Below are 15990 nucleotides of genomic sequence, written 5' to 3' on the forward strand. Positions count from 1 at the left end.
GGAGACTTTATATAGGACTTACCCATTGACAGAAAAGTAAAAATAGGAGATATGCCTTTCAAGGCTTTTAGCTAGATTTATCAACTACTTTTTGGCGATGCCTAGGTTAGGCTATGCCTACGCACCTCACATATATAGTAATCCAAGTTTTTTCATAAACTTTGCAAATAATTCTCAATTAACTTATGTATTTTACTTTAATAGGAATAAGTTGCATTTGACAAGCAACTAATGATAGGTATTAATTATCATTTATGAGTATTTTACCCAGTTTAAATATATATAGGACTTACGCAAAACTACAGCCTGTAGGAGCAATTCATGAATCATTGGTGTCAACTTAAACAAAAAATGTATCTCTAAGAACATCATTATTAATGTTCTTAGAGATACATCATGACAAGAAAACGTCCAGCGCGAACAGGAAACCCAGATTTGCGGCAACAAAACTCAAACGCCACTAGCTTCTCCCCTTGGGAGAAGCTGCGCGAACAAGTCGAGAAACCCGCCCAATGCAGTTGGCTCCCCAACCTACGCAGTTTTAAGGTAAAGCTTCCTGTCCGTTGCTATATTTCTCAACTAAACGAAGCTCAGAATATTTTACGTTCTTCTAGATGGGCAAGTATATCTGAGCGATCGCGCCACACAGTCCGCAACTTTTTGTTGGCGGACATCTGTAACTGGTCGCTAATGTGGGGCGATCCGGGTTGAGTTGCATTACCATAGCTGGTGAGTGCCATTGCCCGTATAGGGTTGGAAAATTCAATTGCAGCGACATAGGAATCACCTCCAACGGCTTGGAACGTTTGCTCTGCTGCTGGGGTAAAATTGAGTACACGAAAAATTCCTAGCTTGCCATCCCCACCATTGGCAGCTAAATCTACATTACCCAATCGTAGCCGAAAAACCTTGCCCCACGGTACATCAAGCGCCCCATAAGTCTTTTCTACCTGGGCTGCGACTGCTTGCAGAGTTGCAACTGCGCTTTCAGGATTAGCTAAACCATCGGGTGTGGTGCGTGGAGAATTTTCATTCCAGGGTTTACTAAACATCTTATCTAAGTGCATCTGTTGTACCCAAAAGGCAAATAATACCGCCCCGCGACTATCTGCATTGGCTTGCCGATCCCAGCCTTCTAAGACATTAGCTGCTTGCTGCCCTAAGTCCTGACCGTACTTGCGTGCAGCCGGAATTAAATCATCCAAAATCCGATCAGCCAGTTCCATGCGGGTAGAGTACTTGTCTGCAACCATTTTATCGAAAGAGATTTTTTTATCTTCAGCCAACATCCTTACAGAACGTTGGGAGCGGAAACTCATCAAATGAGGTGCCATGTAAGGCGGGTAATTATCTGCTTTAATGGCGGCTGGAAATGTAGTTGTCCAAGGTGCGTCATTTGTATTTTGCAACCAGCCACTTTTCGGGTCAACTATGCGCGGTAAATCTTGGTAAGGATGAATTTTTGTCCACAAAGTTTTAGATGTATTTCCTGGGATGATGCCTTCCCAATATTTAAAGTCTCCAAAGGAGCGGACCGGAACTTGACCGTTAAATAGGTGCATAATATGCCCTTCTCTGTCCGCATACATCACCGTAAACATTGGCAATTGCAAGCGCTGGAGTGTCTTTTCAAACTGAGCAAGGTTTTTTGCTCGTGCCATATCCCACCACTCTTGGAGTACACCTGGTCGGTCAAGACCTGCAACTCTCAGCGCCACGGCTTTATCATTTTTCTCGACGATCACAGGCCCGTGGACAGAACTTTTCACTACTAATGGTTGTTCTTGCAAAGAGCCATCTTTCTGCTTCACCTTTAAGGAGAGGGTTTTTGTCTGAAAGTTACGAACTTTGTCATCAAATCTGTATCCATTACCTGCCAGTGTGAGTTGATAAACATCCCAACCATCATAGGTATTAACGGTGTGAGTCCAACCTAAGTTGTTGTTAAAGGCGATCGCTAATACGGGAATACCTACAAGTGTTGCTCCATAAGCATCAATTCCTGGTGCGGTGATTTGGGCTTCATACCACAAAAATAAATCTGACCAAGGTAGGTGTGGGTTTGCTAGCAACATGGCGTTCCCATTGGCAGAATGAGTTGGTGCGATCGCCCAACCATTAGATCCTGCTTGCAACTTTTCTTTGCTCAGGTCTAATACTTCCTCAGGATTGACTACAAAGGTGAAATTGAGTACCCGATGTAAGTGAGCCATGACATCTTCTGCCTTGACTGGTAGCACCGCCTCAACTTCATCATCAATTAAGTTAGGATTTTGTTTTGCATAAGCATTGATCCCAGTGGCAAAAGCATCAAGATAAGTGCGAAAAGTTGGACTCTGTGCCTTGTACCAAGAACGAGCGCGTTCTGGTACTCCCACAGTCTGTACCCAACGATCTGAATCTAGGTATTTCTCTCCCCAATATTCGGCTGCGCGTCCCCGTGCTTGACCATAGAGACGCAAAAGCAAATCTCCATGACTTTGCATTTGTGCCCAACCAAAAGCATAAAATGCACTCTGGTCATCTTTACCGTAGATGTGCGGCACACCATAGTTATCCCATAATATCTCTGTGGATTTTGTTGGTACTGCTATAGTGCGGCTGCCTACCAACAAAACCAGTATCAAACTGAGTATTAAGGGTAAAAGGCGTATTGATTTTCTTTTGTAAACCCTGAGTAAAATATCAATCCTCATTAACACCACCATCTACAGATGTAACGCCTGGTTACTGAAACAGCTATTGATCAGTCAGGGAAATGGCACAAATAAAAGCCCAAAGACTTGTGTTGCCTCATTCCCAACCTGGAGGCTGGAAATCTATTCGGAGACGTTCTACCTCTGGTCAAGAAAGAGGAGGCAGAGCCTCCAGGCTCTTAACCAGTCAGGGCAAGGGCTGTATTTTAACTTAGTGCCATTCATCAGTGAGGGATTGGGGATTGAGAAGAGATCAGAAAGTGAATTTTTCAATAATTCCCTTTTGCCCTCCATGTCCCCCCAATCGCCAGTACCTAGTTCTTAGTCCCCAGCAACCTTTTCGGTAACAAGGCAAAGCTGCACGCAAGTGACTTTGCCAAAGCAGATTTTAGTTGATCTAACAATACCACTTTGTTGACAAATAATATCAAAGCTAAAACGGTATCTTTATTCTTTTTTCAAAAATGGCGAAGTTGTTGCTGTGGTCATACCTTATAACTGCTGAAATACCTGCTGTATATGAATTTAACAGAGATTGTTCCATTTTGTGACAAATCCGGGATTAACCTCTCATGATGGGAAACCCGTTCAGCGCAGTTCCTCACTAGTCCATAAATAAGATAATCCCAACAATTGGATGGATGATATTTTGATTAATTATTTTCAATAAGCTTGCTAAATTACTGTAAATAGTTTTCAATAATTTTCTAAGGGTTCGCGCAATTAATTACAGTCTGATGGATCTGAAGAGAAAAATAATGAAGTTAGAGTGGCTTGTTTCCAGTATATTACTGACGTGTTCAATGGTTGCATTCGGCACAAATCCCACTAGAAGCGAAGAAATATCAACAAAGGAATTTCAAAAGCGAACACCAACTAATAATACCAGAAGTTATTCTCAACAAGTCTCTCTGTCAAGCAGAGTACAGTCAGTGAAATCCACAGCAGAGATTTGGCAAATCCCTAAGATAGAAGGTCCGATTCCCAACGCCCAAATACTTGTGCAGACACCAACACCGACAACACCTGCTCAAAAAATTGTCCAAGTTACGGGAGTTAAAGCTAATCCCACCAACAAAGGTGTCGAGGTAATTTTACAAACTTCTCTTGGGGAACAGTTGCAAATCACAAATCGTAGTGCAGTTAATAGCTTTATTGTTGATATTCCTAACGCGCAACTACGTTTACCCAGTGGCGAGGCATTTACATTTCGTTCAGACAAACCAATTGCAGGTATTACTGGAATAACAGTCACTAATTTTGATGCCAATACTATCCGCGTGACAGTAACGGGTGAAGCGGGTGTCCCAACTGTTGAATTGTTTGACAGTCCGAATGAGGGGTTGATTTTTAGTGTTGCGAGTGCGGCTGCTTCTAGCCAACCATCAGCACAACCACAAGTACAACCAACACCTCAACCAAATCAGCCAGCAAGTCAGACACCGCCAACTCAACCATCAGATGAGCCAATTGAATTGGTAGTGACGGGTGAACAAGATGGATATCGCGTAGGAGATTCCTCAACTGCTACTAAGACTGACACTCCTCTGCGCGATATTCCCCAGTCGATTCAAGTTATCCCTCGACAGTTGATTGAAGAGCAACGGATAACCCGCGTCAGTGATGCGTTAAGAAACGTTAGTGGTATCCAAGAACCGGCTAGTACCACCCGTAATGTATTCGATGTACCGATTATCCGAGGCTTTACGCCTAACAGTGATGCTATTTTGAGGAATGGTTTGAGAGAAAGAACAAGTAGTCGTATTCCTTCTGAGACTGCCAACCTAGAGCGTATTGAAGTTCTCAAAGGGCCTGCTTCGGTTCTGTACGGTCAAGGTTCCCTTGGAGGCACTGTCAATTTAGTCACAAAACAGCCCCTAAGTTCGCCTTACTACTCAGTGGAAGCTTCAGTTGGCAGTTTTGATTTTTATCGGAGTTCTTTAGACTTATCTGGGCCATTAACCTCGGATAAAAAACTGCTATATCGCCTGAACGCAGCTGCGGAAACTTCAGCAAGTTTCGTCGATTTTTTTGAAAGACAGCGTTACTTTGTTTCACCCGTCTTAACGTGGCAAATTGATCAGAATACAAAAATATCATTTGAATCTGAATACTTAGCAACTCAGCAACCAGATGATTCAGGTTTGCCAGCTAGAGGGACTGTGCTTTCTAATCCGAATGGTCAAATTCCCCGGAATCGCAATATTGGAGAACCTTTTGATGTCTCAGTGTCAGGGAATAACCGTAACGTCTTGCGAGTTGGCTATAATTTGGAGCATCGCTTTAGCGAAGATTGGCAAGTCCGAAATGCCTTTCAAGCTTCGCTTTCTAACTACCCCAACAACCGGATATATATCCTTCCCACTTCTCTGTCAGATGATGGGCGCTTGTTGTCAAGAACTGTGAGAACGTTCCCAGCAGGAGGCTACGATAAAACTTATTCTTTGGATAATTACGTTGTTGGCAAGTTTAAGACGGGTAGCATTCAGCACCAAATAGTAGCTGGTTTTGATTTATTCAGGGAGGTTGCTGGGGGTCAACAAATTAATCGTTCCATTGCGCCACTTAATTTGTTCAATCCAGTATATACTCAGACGCTAGGAGGGATTATTGGTGACCCATCAGATGATGAAACGACATCGGACTCGTTAGGCTTTTATCTTCAAGACCAAATCGCACTCTTCAATAATCTCAAGTTACTGCTAGGCGGTCGTTTCGATATTGTTAATCAAACATTTAAAGACTTCATAGACTCGTCGAATAATGATTTTCAACAAAACGAAGCCTTTAGTCCTCGCGTTGGAATTGTGTACCAGCCCATTCCAGCAATTTCGCTCTATGCCAGCTATAGCCGCTCATTTCAACAAGTTATTGGTACAACCTTTGATAAGAGTTTATTCCAGCCAGAAAAAGGCACTCAATACGAGGTAGGTATCAAGACAGATTTGAGTGATAAAGTCTCGGCAACACTAGCATTTTACAATCTGACTCGTTCTAACGTGCTGACTGACGATCCAGACCATCCTGGCGATTCCATTCAAACAGGCGAGCAAAAAAGTCAAGGAATTGAACTAAATATTGGTGGGGAAATTTTGCCCGGATTGAGCATTATTGGGGGCTATGCCTACACTGATGCCAGCGTCACAAAAGATACCGACCCTGAGCTTGTTGACAACATCCTGAATAATGTACCGAAACACGCCTTTACCTTGTGGACGACCTATAAAATTACTCAAGGTGACTTGCAGGGTTTAGGGTTTGGTTTAGGACTATACTACGTTGGCGATCGTCAGGGAGACTTGGCAAACACGTTCGAGTTACCAAGCTATTTACGCACTGATGCTGCTGTTTTCTATGAGCGAAATAATTTCCGAGTAGCGCTCAACATTAAAAATCTGTTCGATATTGATTATTATGCATCAGCTCAACGTGACCTCGCCGTTTATCCAGGAGAGCCTCTGACGGTACAAGGAACGGTTTCCTGGGAGTTCTGATGAGATCAGGAATAGTGTGGGAGCATTTTCTATGAGGTCACTCAAATTACGTCAGATTGCTTTTCACCTACACCGTTATATCGGTCTAGCTGTAGGTCTGCTACTTGTGATTGTAGGCTTAACAGGTAGTCTGCTGGTATTTGCAGATGAAATCGACCTCTTCCTACTCTCTCACCAGATTGGACAGGTAATTCCCCAAGGGCAACGTGTTTCTATTGAGTCAGAGTTATATACTGTGGAGGCGGCTTATAAAGATCGGCCAGAGTTTCAAGCTATTGTGATTCGCACTCCATTAGCAGCAAATGCCCCACATCAAGTTTTGCTCAGATCCCCTAAAGGAGAAATTACAGAGGTCAATGTTAATCCCTATACGGGTGCGATTATGGGCAGTCGCATCCGCGATCGCACTTTCAGGACTTTAATCGCAAAATTACATGAGCAACTCCTAGTCGGCGAAATCGGAGGGCTAATTCTAGGCATAGTGGGTCTACTTTCACTCCTCCTCAGTATTACAGGGATATTGCTGTGGCCTGGTTGGAAAAAGCTGATACTTGGTTTCAAAATCAAGTTGAAGGCACATCCAAAGCGAGTGAATTTTGATATTCATAAAGTCATAGGTATTATCGCAGCTATCTTCCTGGGATTAACAGGTTTTACTGGATTCTGTTGGAATTTCGAGCCTCTCACACAACCGATCATTTATGCACTTACCTTAACTCCCAATTCACCTGATCCCGTTTCTCAACCTTTGCCTAGTCGGACACCATTGCAGCTTGAACAGATTCTCAAGAAAGCTGATGCGGCTCTACCAGATGGTGTGACTACTTTTATTATCTTGCCCATGACCCCAGAGGCAACTTTTAATATAGCCAAGAAATTACCCCATGAAGCAGAATCTTTTGGTCGCAGTCGTTTATGGCTGGATCAGTATACAGGTGATTTGGTAGAAGTAAAAAATACATTGGAGCTATCTCTTGGCGACCAAATTTTTGACTCCTTTACACCATTGCACTTTGGTACTTTTGGCGGATTACCAACGCGCATTCTCTACGTCTTCGTTGGACTTACACCACTGATTTTGTTCATCACTAGCCTTGTGATGTATCGCTACCGCTATAAGGGCAAACGCATCAAAATTCAGTAGGGTTGAGTCGATGGGGACTAGTGCCCTTGGCTACCATCTGAATTAGTTCTCCGCGAATCAACTCGATGCGATCGCTCTCCTTTAGAAATTCTAGTTCAATCAGCCGATGATATTCGTCAATAGTAAATCGTTTTGGCCTGATAACGTTCATGGGATAAGAACCGTATTGGATGTTGCCCTATTTTCAGTCAAACTATATTGTCAAGTTATCGTCACACGAATTCACCTTGTAACGATAGCTTGAGAATATATCTTTCTAGTTTTTTAATAGCTGTGACGGAAATATAACTTATGCACTTGTAAAAAAGGATTCAGCAGTCTAGATTGGGAATTTTATTCTATACCTAAATAGGCACGCCCTGTACATAGACTATACCATTAAGCATAATATTGGGAGCATTAATAGTAAGTGCTGCACCTGCGGTAATAGTAATAGCTCCACCTGCGGTAATAGTAATAGCTCCACCTGCGGTATTAGTAATAGCTCCACCTGCTTTATTAGCAATTGTAGTAGATTCCAAACCTATAGAAAGAGGAGCAGTATTATTAATCATTGTATTAGCTTTGACGTTTATGCTGCCATCAATGTCATTCAAAGTGACGGTTTGTCCCTGAGCAGTCTGTATTTCGATAAACTTTTGTGTATCATTAAAGCTGAGGCGATGGCCAGAACCAGTTGCAGTTTGGACATAATATCCTCGATTTTCAGTACCTTTATCATCATCAACAAATTTTACTATGTGACCAGCACGGGTTTTTATGGTACGTAGTCTGACTTGACCGTTTTGAATTGTGTCATCCACAGTTTCAACTGTTTTATCCTTACCATTCCAAACTCCACCAATAATATAGGGTCGATGAATATCTCCATGCTCAAAGGCAACCAGAACTTCATCGTCGATCTCAGGTAAGCAATAAAATCCTCTTTCATTGCCTGCTCCTAGTCCTACCACCCTAGCCCAATGGCTTTCATCCTTCATGTTTAAAGTAGGGAATTTTACTTTGACGCGCCCCCAACCTTTTGGATCATTATTATTAGTCACCAAACCGACTAAATTCGTTTGGCCAGGCTGAAGATGGGTTTTGGGCGGCAGTGTAGAAAGTAAGCTACCTTCTCTCAGCCCTCGAACTGTAAAATCAGTTGTGTAATTTCTATGGATGTAACGGTGACAGGTTCCTGTTATGTAGTATTTGCCACTATAGCGAGTTCCCATATTTTCAAGTGTAACCACTTTGCCCGGTCGGATTTTAGCGTTTCCCCCAGCTTTGGCATCAGCAGTCACAAACTCTCCGCCTAGCTCATTACAAAGCGCCTGAGCCATCTGTTTTGCTTCTTTTGGAGTATCTACAGGTTGGTCTACCACAATCATTTTAGGAGGTTCTTTCATTTTAAACTCTTGACTGATGCCGCTCCCGTCGCCATTTCCCGTCTGTGTGACCAACTGTTCCTTTGAAGCGGTTTCTGAGATTAACTCTTTATTACTATAATCCCAGCTATTAACCTTTACCGAACTGACTTGTTCAGCAATGGTAACTTTTACATCAAAGCTCCTAATATCCCTAAGCCACTCCAGTATGAGAGATTCTCCACTTTTGGGCTTGCGAAAGTAAAGCTTCTTGTCCTGCACAAAGAGTTCAAATCCTATTCTTGCAGCGCGCTCCCGCAGAAACTCCATATTAGTTTGATTTTCTTGGAAAACATACTCATGGGAGACACCACTCGCATCCAATTGACCAATTCTAATTCTCGCTTCTTCAGCAACACGTCGCACAATATCAGTATCCGTACAATTTAAGAAAGATCGGTTGTAGCGACCCCGATGCAGTCGATGAGAAACGTCATAGCCATGCACGATGATATGGGCTTCAGATGTATGGGAAAATTTGACTTCAATACCCGTAATTTCGCCCTCAATTAACCGCTCCTCTATTCCATACGACAAAAATTCCGGATCTTCTGTTGTAGCAGCCTCAAATCCAATCGAAATTTGATCGCCAATATTAAAGTACTTTTCGTTTTTCCAAGGCTCGCTGTCCTCGCTTGCAGCAAGATAGACATTATGGATTTTGATGACAAACATACTTGGCATATGTAAACTTTCATCTACAACAATTTCCAGAATGTCGTTCATTAGGTCATCTGGGGCATCGACTCCACCTAGTTTAAGTATAGGCTTGGATAAATAAAGGGTTTGACTATTTTTGGTAGACATTGGAAGATACTCTTAGTGTTGTTAGGCAAAATTTAGAGGTTGTTCCCTTAACAGGTGGGATAGGTTATTGGATTGAGATAACCTTTAGTAAGTTTTAGAAATTAAGGAAGTTTTTTAGCAATGGCTCCTGTTGTAGGTGGCTTTCCTGCTGGTATATTTTCAGGGTCGACTTCTTGGAGCGCAATATTAACGATCGCTTTAACCGGTGTGCCATCAGCCAGAAATAGGGTGAGTCGATAGTTCAAACTCGTCATAACGCAGTGAAAGTAGCTATCGTGCCAGGTCAAGATATACACTGGCGGACGAGTAAGAGTATTGCTACGAGCTGTCGCCCCCTTTTTAATGTTGTTAATATATTCCTTAAGAACAGATGTCTTTTTTTCATAAGTATCAAATAATAAATTCTGTAATGTAAATGAATAGGGTTCTACCCCAGAAAAATTAACTTTTGGCAATAAAGTGCTTCCCCTATTGCCTACATCACTATCCCAAATTATTCGTCTAGTAAAATCAAGTTCTGACGGATTAAACATGAATTCAATATCTTTCGCCTGTCCGCTAGGGTCACTATGAACTATCAGCTTTGCTTTTTCAAGTTTCATTGCGTTTTCCTCAATTCTTTGAATGCATTAAAATTACCAGGGTAAACAGCCTACAGATCGTCCCCGTCGCTCGCGCTCATGGACTAGACGATGGTGCAAAAGCTGCTCAATTTCCTGAACCAGCCGTTCCAGTACATCTGGTATTTGTTCAGATTTTGAGGAAGTCTGATGGGTTGTAATCGTTTTCCGCGAAAAGATCCGATTGCTTTGATGGAAGCCGTTACGTTCCATCTCAAGATTTAGACGCAAACTGATGCGATCGCAAACTATCTGTGCAAGCAATTCTAAATCTTCTGCTGCTTCCTGAACAGTATCGATGGCTGGAGTTAGTACTTCCTCAAGTATGGGGTTTTGAGGCGCAAAAGTACCCGGTGGAAGCTCACCCTGTTGCTGAGTCAAGTCTTGGGTTTGCAACAGGGCTTTAGCACGCTGGTCATAGCGATCGTTATCATAAACCAGTAAGTCTTGAATACTAGACTGTTGTGTTGAGCGATCGGTTGATGTTTTGGCAGCATTACTCCGATTAAGCTGTCGCAATAGGTCATGAACCGTCTTAAAATCTGCTTTGTTGTCTACACCATCGTCAGAAGCGCCGTTAGAGCGCTCTGAAGATTTGGAATCAATCGGGGGCTTAAACTCACTCATGATTAAACTTCCAACTTACATTCATTTCCAGGCGCTTTCACCAAAATATCCCTTCGCATCCCTAGAGACTGCATCGCCGCCAGCAGATTGCTTCCCAATTTTCAAACCCTCAAAGGCTAAAGTTAATTCTTCAACTGCAACTGTATTGCCATCAGCCTCTAAACTAGGGAGTTTCCACCCCACTGGAATGGCACCAATCAGGCACCAACTCTTCATGATTTCCCCAGCTTGGTTGTATGTCAGAATAGTAACGTTGCGTCGCTGCGTTTTTTGCTCAAATAATTCGCTTAACCATTCCGAAAAGGTATTGTCGTCAGTTGTTCCCCGCTTTAGTGTAATATCTGAAAAACGAGTGTGTCCTAAACTAATTCTTTGCTGCTCGTTTACGCCACCCTCGTGATATACCTCCTTTTCCACCTCAATACTGATGCCTGAACATTCTGAAAATGAGGCAACTATATTTTTCCCAATTTCTATATAGAATCGGTTGGTTGTGACGTAGTTCTCAACGTGAGAATTGGATTGCTGTGTAGCCATTTTATTGTCTTCCTGTACTAGAGTTACCGATTCTTTCTCTCTGAATTTTGATATCTGCGTTAAGTCGTTCGTAAACGCGATCGCATAATTGATGCATTAGCAGCGGATTGTTGAGATATTTTTGAGCTAACTGTGCCAGACGGTTATCCTCAAAAGCTGTGTAGGTTAAGTTTGTATGACTATTTTGGGACATAGACATTACCGAATCATTGATGGGTGTTAACTTCCCAAGGACAGGCTCAGACCACCGCTACAATATGATGTGCGTATTTCCGTGGGTAAGCCCATATTAAGGCGGTTAATGAAGCATAAAAACAGACAAAAGTCGCATTTCAAATTCCCAAAGGCAGTTCCTTAAAATTACTTCCAACTTTGAATCAGCATCTGGGCATCCTTAAAAAATTGACTCGTCTCAGAAATTTGTTCAGCAATAGCTCGCGCATTGCGAAATTTACCATTTCTAGCCAACTCTTTGGCAAAAGAAAGCCGACAAAGATCCAACTCCCGCAGTTTTTTCTGATACTGTTCTGAGCTAGGCGGCTCTTCTGAAACCATCACGTTATCAGTAGAACGATTGATGTGGCTTGAAAATGGCTGTTTTAAACTCTTCGCCACAACTGGCTGCCTGCCTAGATGAAAACGAGATTGTAGTTGCTTTAGGTCAATCTTCCTCCAGATTGAATCAAAAAATTGCCCTGTGATACTTATAAAGCGCGAAGTAAATGAGCCTGATGTCCGAAACATATCCCGAAAAATACTTGGATGGAATATTTGAACATACGCCCGATTTTTTGGCGCAATCGTCGCTGTTGATGACTGCAAAGATCGTGGCATCCCCAATTGGAAAACCGTTTGATCCAGATCGTTAGATAATGGCCGCATTGCTTGATAAACTGTTTGATCTGGTGGATTATGAATTGCTGAGTCCGAGTATTGAACAATAGTCCGATCTGTTACCTTTTGAATGACCGAATCTGAGTATTGAACAATCGTGTTGTCATGGTTTTGAACTACAGCAACCCTAGCAGCATTAAGATTTTTAGAATCATTCTCTAAAGAAAATTGAGCAATGGTATTTGGCGTAAGGCTTACTGCATCAACGGTTCGGCTAGGTTGGGATGAAGAGCCAATCCGTTCTACCACTCCAGGTTTTTGCGGCGAGAGAGATACATGATTGACCAATACTCCCGAAAGAGGAGAGTCTTGGGGGCTTGGGTTCGGTAGTCTTTGCAAAACGGTCTTGTTATTTCCTGCTTCTGGAAAAGGACTTGCGACTTGCATAATGGTCACATTTTCAGAGATTTCTGTTGACAATGGTTCTGCGTTTATGCTGGTGTTTATTGCAATCTGAGAAGGCCTAACCGATGGAGTTTTGGCTGAGTGAGTCCTGCTCCATTCAGGCTGGGGCGATAGGCGTAGCCCGCCGGAGGCATCGCTTACTTCTACTTGTTCGAGTGCCTCCGGTAACTTTTGCTCTGAAGGGTTAAAATCGTTGGATGGATTCTGCATAGAGGTCTGTCTCATAATAATTGAGTGTATAGATTAAGACATGAATAAACATTTATTTTTTAGACGACAAGTCTAGAAAATATTGGTTAATTTTGAACCCTTCTGAGTGCCTATCCAATTAGCACAACGTTGAAAAAAGATAATCTCAAATTGGGGCAGAGGGAGAAAGGCAAAAAATAGCCATACTTTTAAGCAACTATTTAGATATAGGCTATATAACTCTATATAAAGGGAGTTTAAAGTAGAAGAGATCAGACAGAAGTCTGATTCTAATTTCCTCATATAAACAAGGAAAATTATATTGCAGAACTAAAGAAGCATATTCCAAAGAAGGCGCTGGATATTCCTTAAGTACCTCTATTAGCGCTCTTTTATGTCTCTGGTGAGAGAAAAATGATCGCGAACATCCCAGTTTTTTGCGAAGAGGGTAAGAATCAGGCAGGATAGTTAATAGAAGAGTGTATTTACCGATCAATCACTCCACAAAAACAGCAAGCACTTCAAGAACATATACAGGCGAGCGCTAAAATTAAAATATTATATGAATACACGTCATCGGCTCCAGGGGAAATCTCAATAGATGTAACGGATCATCAGATTTTTAGGAGTATAAAATTGTTGTGGACATGCTGGTTGGACGCTACGAAATTATTCGAGAATTGGGTGGCGGGGGCTTTGCGATTACCTTTCTAGCAAAGGATTATCTACAACCCAGTCAGCCGTTATGTGTTGTCAAGCAATTACGTCCTGAACGTACTGAACCTCGGATTGTGGAGTTCTTTGAAACAGAAGCTACTGTTCTGGAAAAGTTGGGTAAATATTCCCAAATTCCTCAATTATTGGCGCATTTTAGAGAAAATAACAATCTTTATATTGTTCAAGAATTTATTGAAGGACACGATCTAAAGGCAGAAATCATTCCAGGTAAGCAGTTAAGTGAAAGTTATGTCATTAAGCTATTACAAGATGTTTTGGAAGTTTTGTCCTTCGTACATAACCAGCAGGTAATTCACCGCGACATCAAGCCTGAGAATTTGATGCGGCGGCATCAGGATGGAAAGATTTTTCTAATTGACTTTGGGGCAGTCAAGGAACTTGGCACTCTAATAGTAAATGTACAAGGTAAGGTGACTTCTAGCGTCATCGTAGGTACTCCTGGCTATATGCCTAATGAGCAAAAGAATGCTAAACCTATATTTGCTAGTGATATATATGCCTTGGGAGTAATGTTGATTCAAGCATTGACGGGTGTTTCGGCAGTGGACTTTGAAGAGGATGCCAAAACAGGTGAAATTCTCTGGCGTCATCAAGCACGGGTAAGCAAGCATCTAGCTAATGTGTTAACCAAGATGGTGCGTCGTCATTACAGTTTACGCTACGCCAACGCAACCGAAGTGCTACAAGATATTTCAAAAAAACTGTCTCCACCGCCAACACGACCACAACAATCAGTTAACTGGTCGCGGCGCAGAGTTATTCAAACCGTGGGGTTAATGGGAGCTAGTTTTAGCTTGGCAATTGTGGTTGAGAAATTCTTCCTCAACAACTCTGCTCGAAGAAAAGCTTTGCCATCAAACTCATCTATTCCGGCAAATAATATTCCAGTACCGTCCCCGAATGAGACTCCAGCATTATCTACAAAAAGCGTAAATACTAAGGAATTAGCTTTAAAAACCTTCCAGTTTAAAGTCATGAAGGTAGATAAGCAAGGAAACATTACCACAATCAGTCCTGGTCAGGCAATTTATTTTATAGAAGACCTTGGTAATGGCAACACACTGGAGATGGTAGAAATTCCTGGCGGTCAGTTTCTCATGGGTTCACCAGTAGGCGAAAAACAGCGAAACACAAATGAGGGGCCGCAGCATCCTATGACCATTAAAGTTTTTTTCATGGGTAAATTTACGGTCACGCAAGAACAGTATCAAGCAGTTATGGGAATCAACCCCTCTTACTTCCAAGGGGCTAATCGACCTGTGGAACAAGTAAGTTGGAATGATGCAGTCAAGTTTTGTCAAAAGCTGTCACTCATGACTAACAAGAACTATCGTTTACCCAGCGAGGCGGAGTGGGAGTATGCATGTCGAGCTGGAACAACTACCCCATTCTATTTTGGTGAGACGATTACGACTGAGATCACTAACTATAATGGCGGTTATACTTATGGTTCTGCTCCCCCGGGTGAAAATCGTCAGGAAACTATGGATGTTGGTAGTTTACCTGCGAATGCTTTTGGTTTGTATGAGATGCATGGCAATGTCTGGGAATGGTGTCAAGACAAATACCACAATGATTACCGGGGAATGCCTGCTAATGGAAGTGCTTGGGTAAGTGGAAATAATAATCCTTGCCTGCTGCGGGGTGGTTCATGGTTAACTCAGTCAAGCGTCTGCCGTTCATCTGCCCGTTTAGACGGAGGCAATTCTGATGTAGCGTTTTACGACTTCGGCTTTAGGGTGGTTTGTACACCGGGGTAAACGCATCTTATTTACTAATAAAAAGTAAAAAGGATTCTCCAATTATCTGAATAACAGCACAATCAAAGGTTGTACAACTAGCAACAGATCAAAAGCTGGTTACTTTGCCAAATAAAACAGGCACTTGCCAATGTGGTCAATTAATTTGGCATTCGACATCTCCACCCACACTTACCACCAATTGGTAGAGGACTCAAAGCTCTGACAAAGTGTAGCTTTGTTACAAGAACTCTGGAATAAAGGTGAAACAGGACAAGTGCGATGGACGATCGCCCGCAGGCGACAGCACTTGTGTGTACACCTTATAGATTACCTGCTCCAAAGGCGTTTGTTGACCACCAACCCCAATGAGTAGCACACTCTCTAAAACTGTCCACTTGTCAAGTATGTGTAACTTTTGTTAATATTAATTCAAGGGAATAGATAAAGCTAATGTTGCGAAACACCGGAGAGTAAAAACTATGGATATCCCTATGGAGCTTAACTTAGAGCAGAAATTCAACCTCAAACTTTACGAAGAGCAGGTTAAGGGATTAAACCAGGAAGAATCCCAAAAATTGCTTTTAGAGGTGCTGCGGCAGTTAATGGTCAAAGACAATATGATCAAGCATCTTCTCAAGCAGACTTAGCTAACTGGGGATGTTTGTTAATTTTCTAGAGGACAAGTAAAAAC

General features: G+C 42.2%; 12 protein-coding genes and 1 pseudogene. 5 read left to right on the top strand and 8 right to left on the bottom strand.

Features of this window, described 5'->3' with window-relative positions; all coding sequences use genetic code 11:
* Positions 1 to 590: 590 nt before the first annotated feature.
* Positions 591 to 2696 (bottom strand): acylase, encoded by a 2106-nt coding sequence (locus V7K25_RS30320; RefSeq protein ID WP_335163424.1) that lies wholly within the window; start codon positions 2694 to 2696, stop codon positions 591 to 593.
* 803 nt (positions 2697 to 3499) lie between these two features.
* Between V7K25_RS30320 and V7K25_RS30325 the strand changes: the two genes are divergently transcribed.
* On the top strand, positions 3500 to 6190 hold the full coding sequence (locus V7K25_RS30325; protein ID WP_335163426.1) for a TonB-dependent siderophore receptor: 2691 nt from the start codon (positions 3500 to 3502) through the stop codon (positions 6188 to 6190).
* A gap of 31 nt (positions 6191 to 6221) precedes the next feature.
* The gene (locus V7K25_RS30330) at positions 6222 to 7334 is read left to right on the top strand and encodes a PepSY-associated TM helix domain-containing protein (protein ID WP_335163428.1); all 1113 of its coding nucleotides are present in this window, start codon (positions 6222 to 6224) and stop codon (positions 7332 to 7334) included.
* 10 nt (positions 7335 to 7344) lie between these two features.
* Here the strand turns inward: V7K25_RS30330 and V7K25_RS30335 are convergent.
* The 7 genes and pseudogenes from V7K25_RS30335 to V7K25_RS30365 form a co-directional block, all read right to left on the bottom strand.
* Positions 7345 to 7485 (bottom strand): annotated as a pseudogene (locus tag V7K25_RS30335) (Uma2 family endonuclease); the annotation flags it as partial.
* Between the two features lie 193 nt (positions 7486 to 7678).
* Complete coding sequence (locus tag V7K25_RS30340; protein WP_335163430.1) at positions 7679 to 9547, bottom strand: VgrG-related protein; 1869 nt, start codon at positions 9545 to 9547, stop codon at positions 7679 to 7681.
* Positions 9548 to 9648: 101 nt separating this feature from the next.
* On the bottom strand, positions 9649 to 10149 hold the full coding sequence (locus V7K25_RS30345; protein ID WP_335163432.1) for a CIS tube protein: 501 nt from the start codon (positions 10147 to 10149) through the stop codon (positions 9649 to 9651).
* A gap of 33 nt (positions 10150 to 10182) precedes the next feature.
* A complete protein-coding gene (locus V7K25_RS30350; protein WP_335163434.1) occupies positions 10183 to 10794 on the bottom strand; it encodes a hypothetical protein in 612 nt (203 codons plus the stop codon).
* 21 nt (positions 10795 to 10815) lie between these two features.
* Positions 10816 to 11331, bottom strand: a complete 516-nt coding sequence (locus tag V7K25_RS30355; protein WP_335163436.1) for a phage tail protein — start codon at positions 11329 to 11331, stop codon at positions 10816 to 10818.
* Position 11332: 1 nt separating this feature from the next.
* Entirely contained in the window at positions 11333 to 11524 is a 192-nt protein-coding gene (locus tag V7K25_RS30360; protein WP_335163438.1) for a hypothetical protein, read from the bottom strand.
* Positions 11525 to 11691: 167 nt separating this feature from the next.
* Entirely contained in the window at positions 11692 to 12855 is a 1164-nt protein-coding gene (locus tag V7K25_RS30365; protein ID WP_335163440.1) for a hypothetical protein, read from the bottom strand.
* A 611-nt stretch (positions 12856 to 13466) separates the two neighbouring features.
* Here V7K25_RS30365 and V7K25_RS30370 point away from each other — a divergent pair.
* The 3 genes from V7K25_RS30370 (at position 13467) to V7K25_RS30380 (ending at position 15946) form a co-directional block, all read left to right on the top strand.
* Positions 13467 to 15317, top strand: coding sequence for a bifunctional serine/threonine-protein kinase/formylglycine-generating enzyme family protein (locus V7K25_RS30370; protein WP_335163568.1), 1851 nt, complete (start codon positions 13467 to 13469; stop codon positions 15315 to 15317).
* Positions 15318 to 15534: 217 nt separating this feature from the next.
* Positions 15535 to 15672, top strand: coding sequence for a hypothetical protein (locus V7K25_RS30375; protein ID WP_335163442.1), 138 nt, complete (start codon positions 15535 to 15537; stop codon positions 15670 to 15672).
* Between the two features lie 106 nt (positions 15673 to 15778).
* On the top strand, positions 15779 to 15946 hold the full coding sequence (locus V7K25_RS30380; RefSeq protein ID WP_335163444.1) for an NblA/ycf18 family protein: 168 nt from the start codon (positions 15779 to 15781) through the stop codon (positions 15944 to 15946).
* The last annotated feature ends 44 nt before the right edge of the window (positions 15947 to 15990 follow it).

This window comes from Nostoc sp. (assembly GCF_036919495.1).
Taxonomy (GTDB): Bacteria; Cyanobacteriota; Cyanobacteriia; order Cyanobacteriales; family Nostocaceae; genus Nostoc.

Bases quoted from the DNA above. Each gene is read 5' to 3' on its own strand.
- V7K25_RS30370 (WP_335163568.1), top strand. From the start codon at position 13,467: ATGCTGGTTGGACGCTACGAAATTATTCGAGAATTGGGTGGCGGGGGC.
- V7K25_RS30360 (WP_335163438.1), bottom strand. From the start codon at position 11,524: ATGTCCCAAAATAGTCATACAAACTTAACCTACACAGCTTTTGAGGAT.
- V7K25_RS30345 (WP_335163432.1), bottom strand. From the start codon at position 10,149: ATGAAACTTGAAAAAGCAAAGCTGATAGTTCATAGTGACCCTAGCGGA.
- V7K25_RS30325 (WP_335163426.1), top strand. From the start codon at position 3,500: ATGGTTGCATTCGGCACAAATCCCACTAGAAGCGAAGAAATATCAACA.
- V7K25_RS30340 (WP_335163430.1), bottom strand. From the start codon at position 9,547: ATGTCTACCAAAAATAGTCAAACCCTTTATTTATCCAAGCCTATACTT.
- V7K25_RS30330 (WP_335163428.1), top strand. From the start codon at position 6,222: ATGAGGTCACTCAAATTACGTCAGATTGCTTTTCACCTACACCGTTAT.
- V7K25_RS30355 (WP_335163436.1), bottom strand. From the start codon at position 11,331: ATGGCTACACAGCAATCCAATTCTCACGTTGAGAACTACGTCACAACC.
- V7K25_RS30320 (WP_335163424.1), bottom strand. From the start codon at position 2,696: ATGAGGATTGATATTTTACTCAGGGTTTACAAAAGAAAATCAATACGC.
- V7K25_RS30350 (WP_335163434.1), bottom strand. From the start codon at position 10,794: ATGAGTGAGTTTAAGCCCCCGATTGATTCCAAATCTTCAGAGCGCTCT.
- V7K25_RS30365 (WP_335163440.1), bottom strand. From the start codon at position 12,855: ATGAGACAGACCTCTATGCAGAATCCATCCAACGATTTTAACCCTTCA.
- V7K25_RS30380 (WP_335163444.1), top strand. From the start codon at position 15,779: ATGGATATCCCTATGGAGCTTAACTTAGAGCAGAAATTCAACCTCAAA.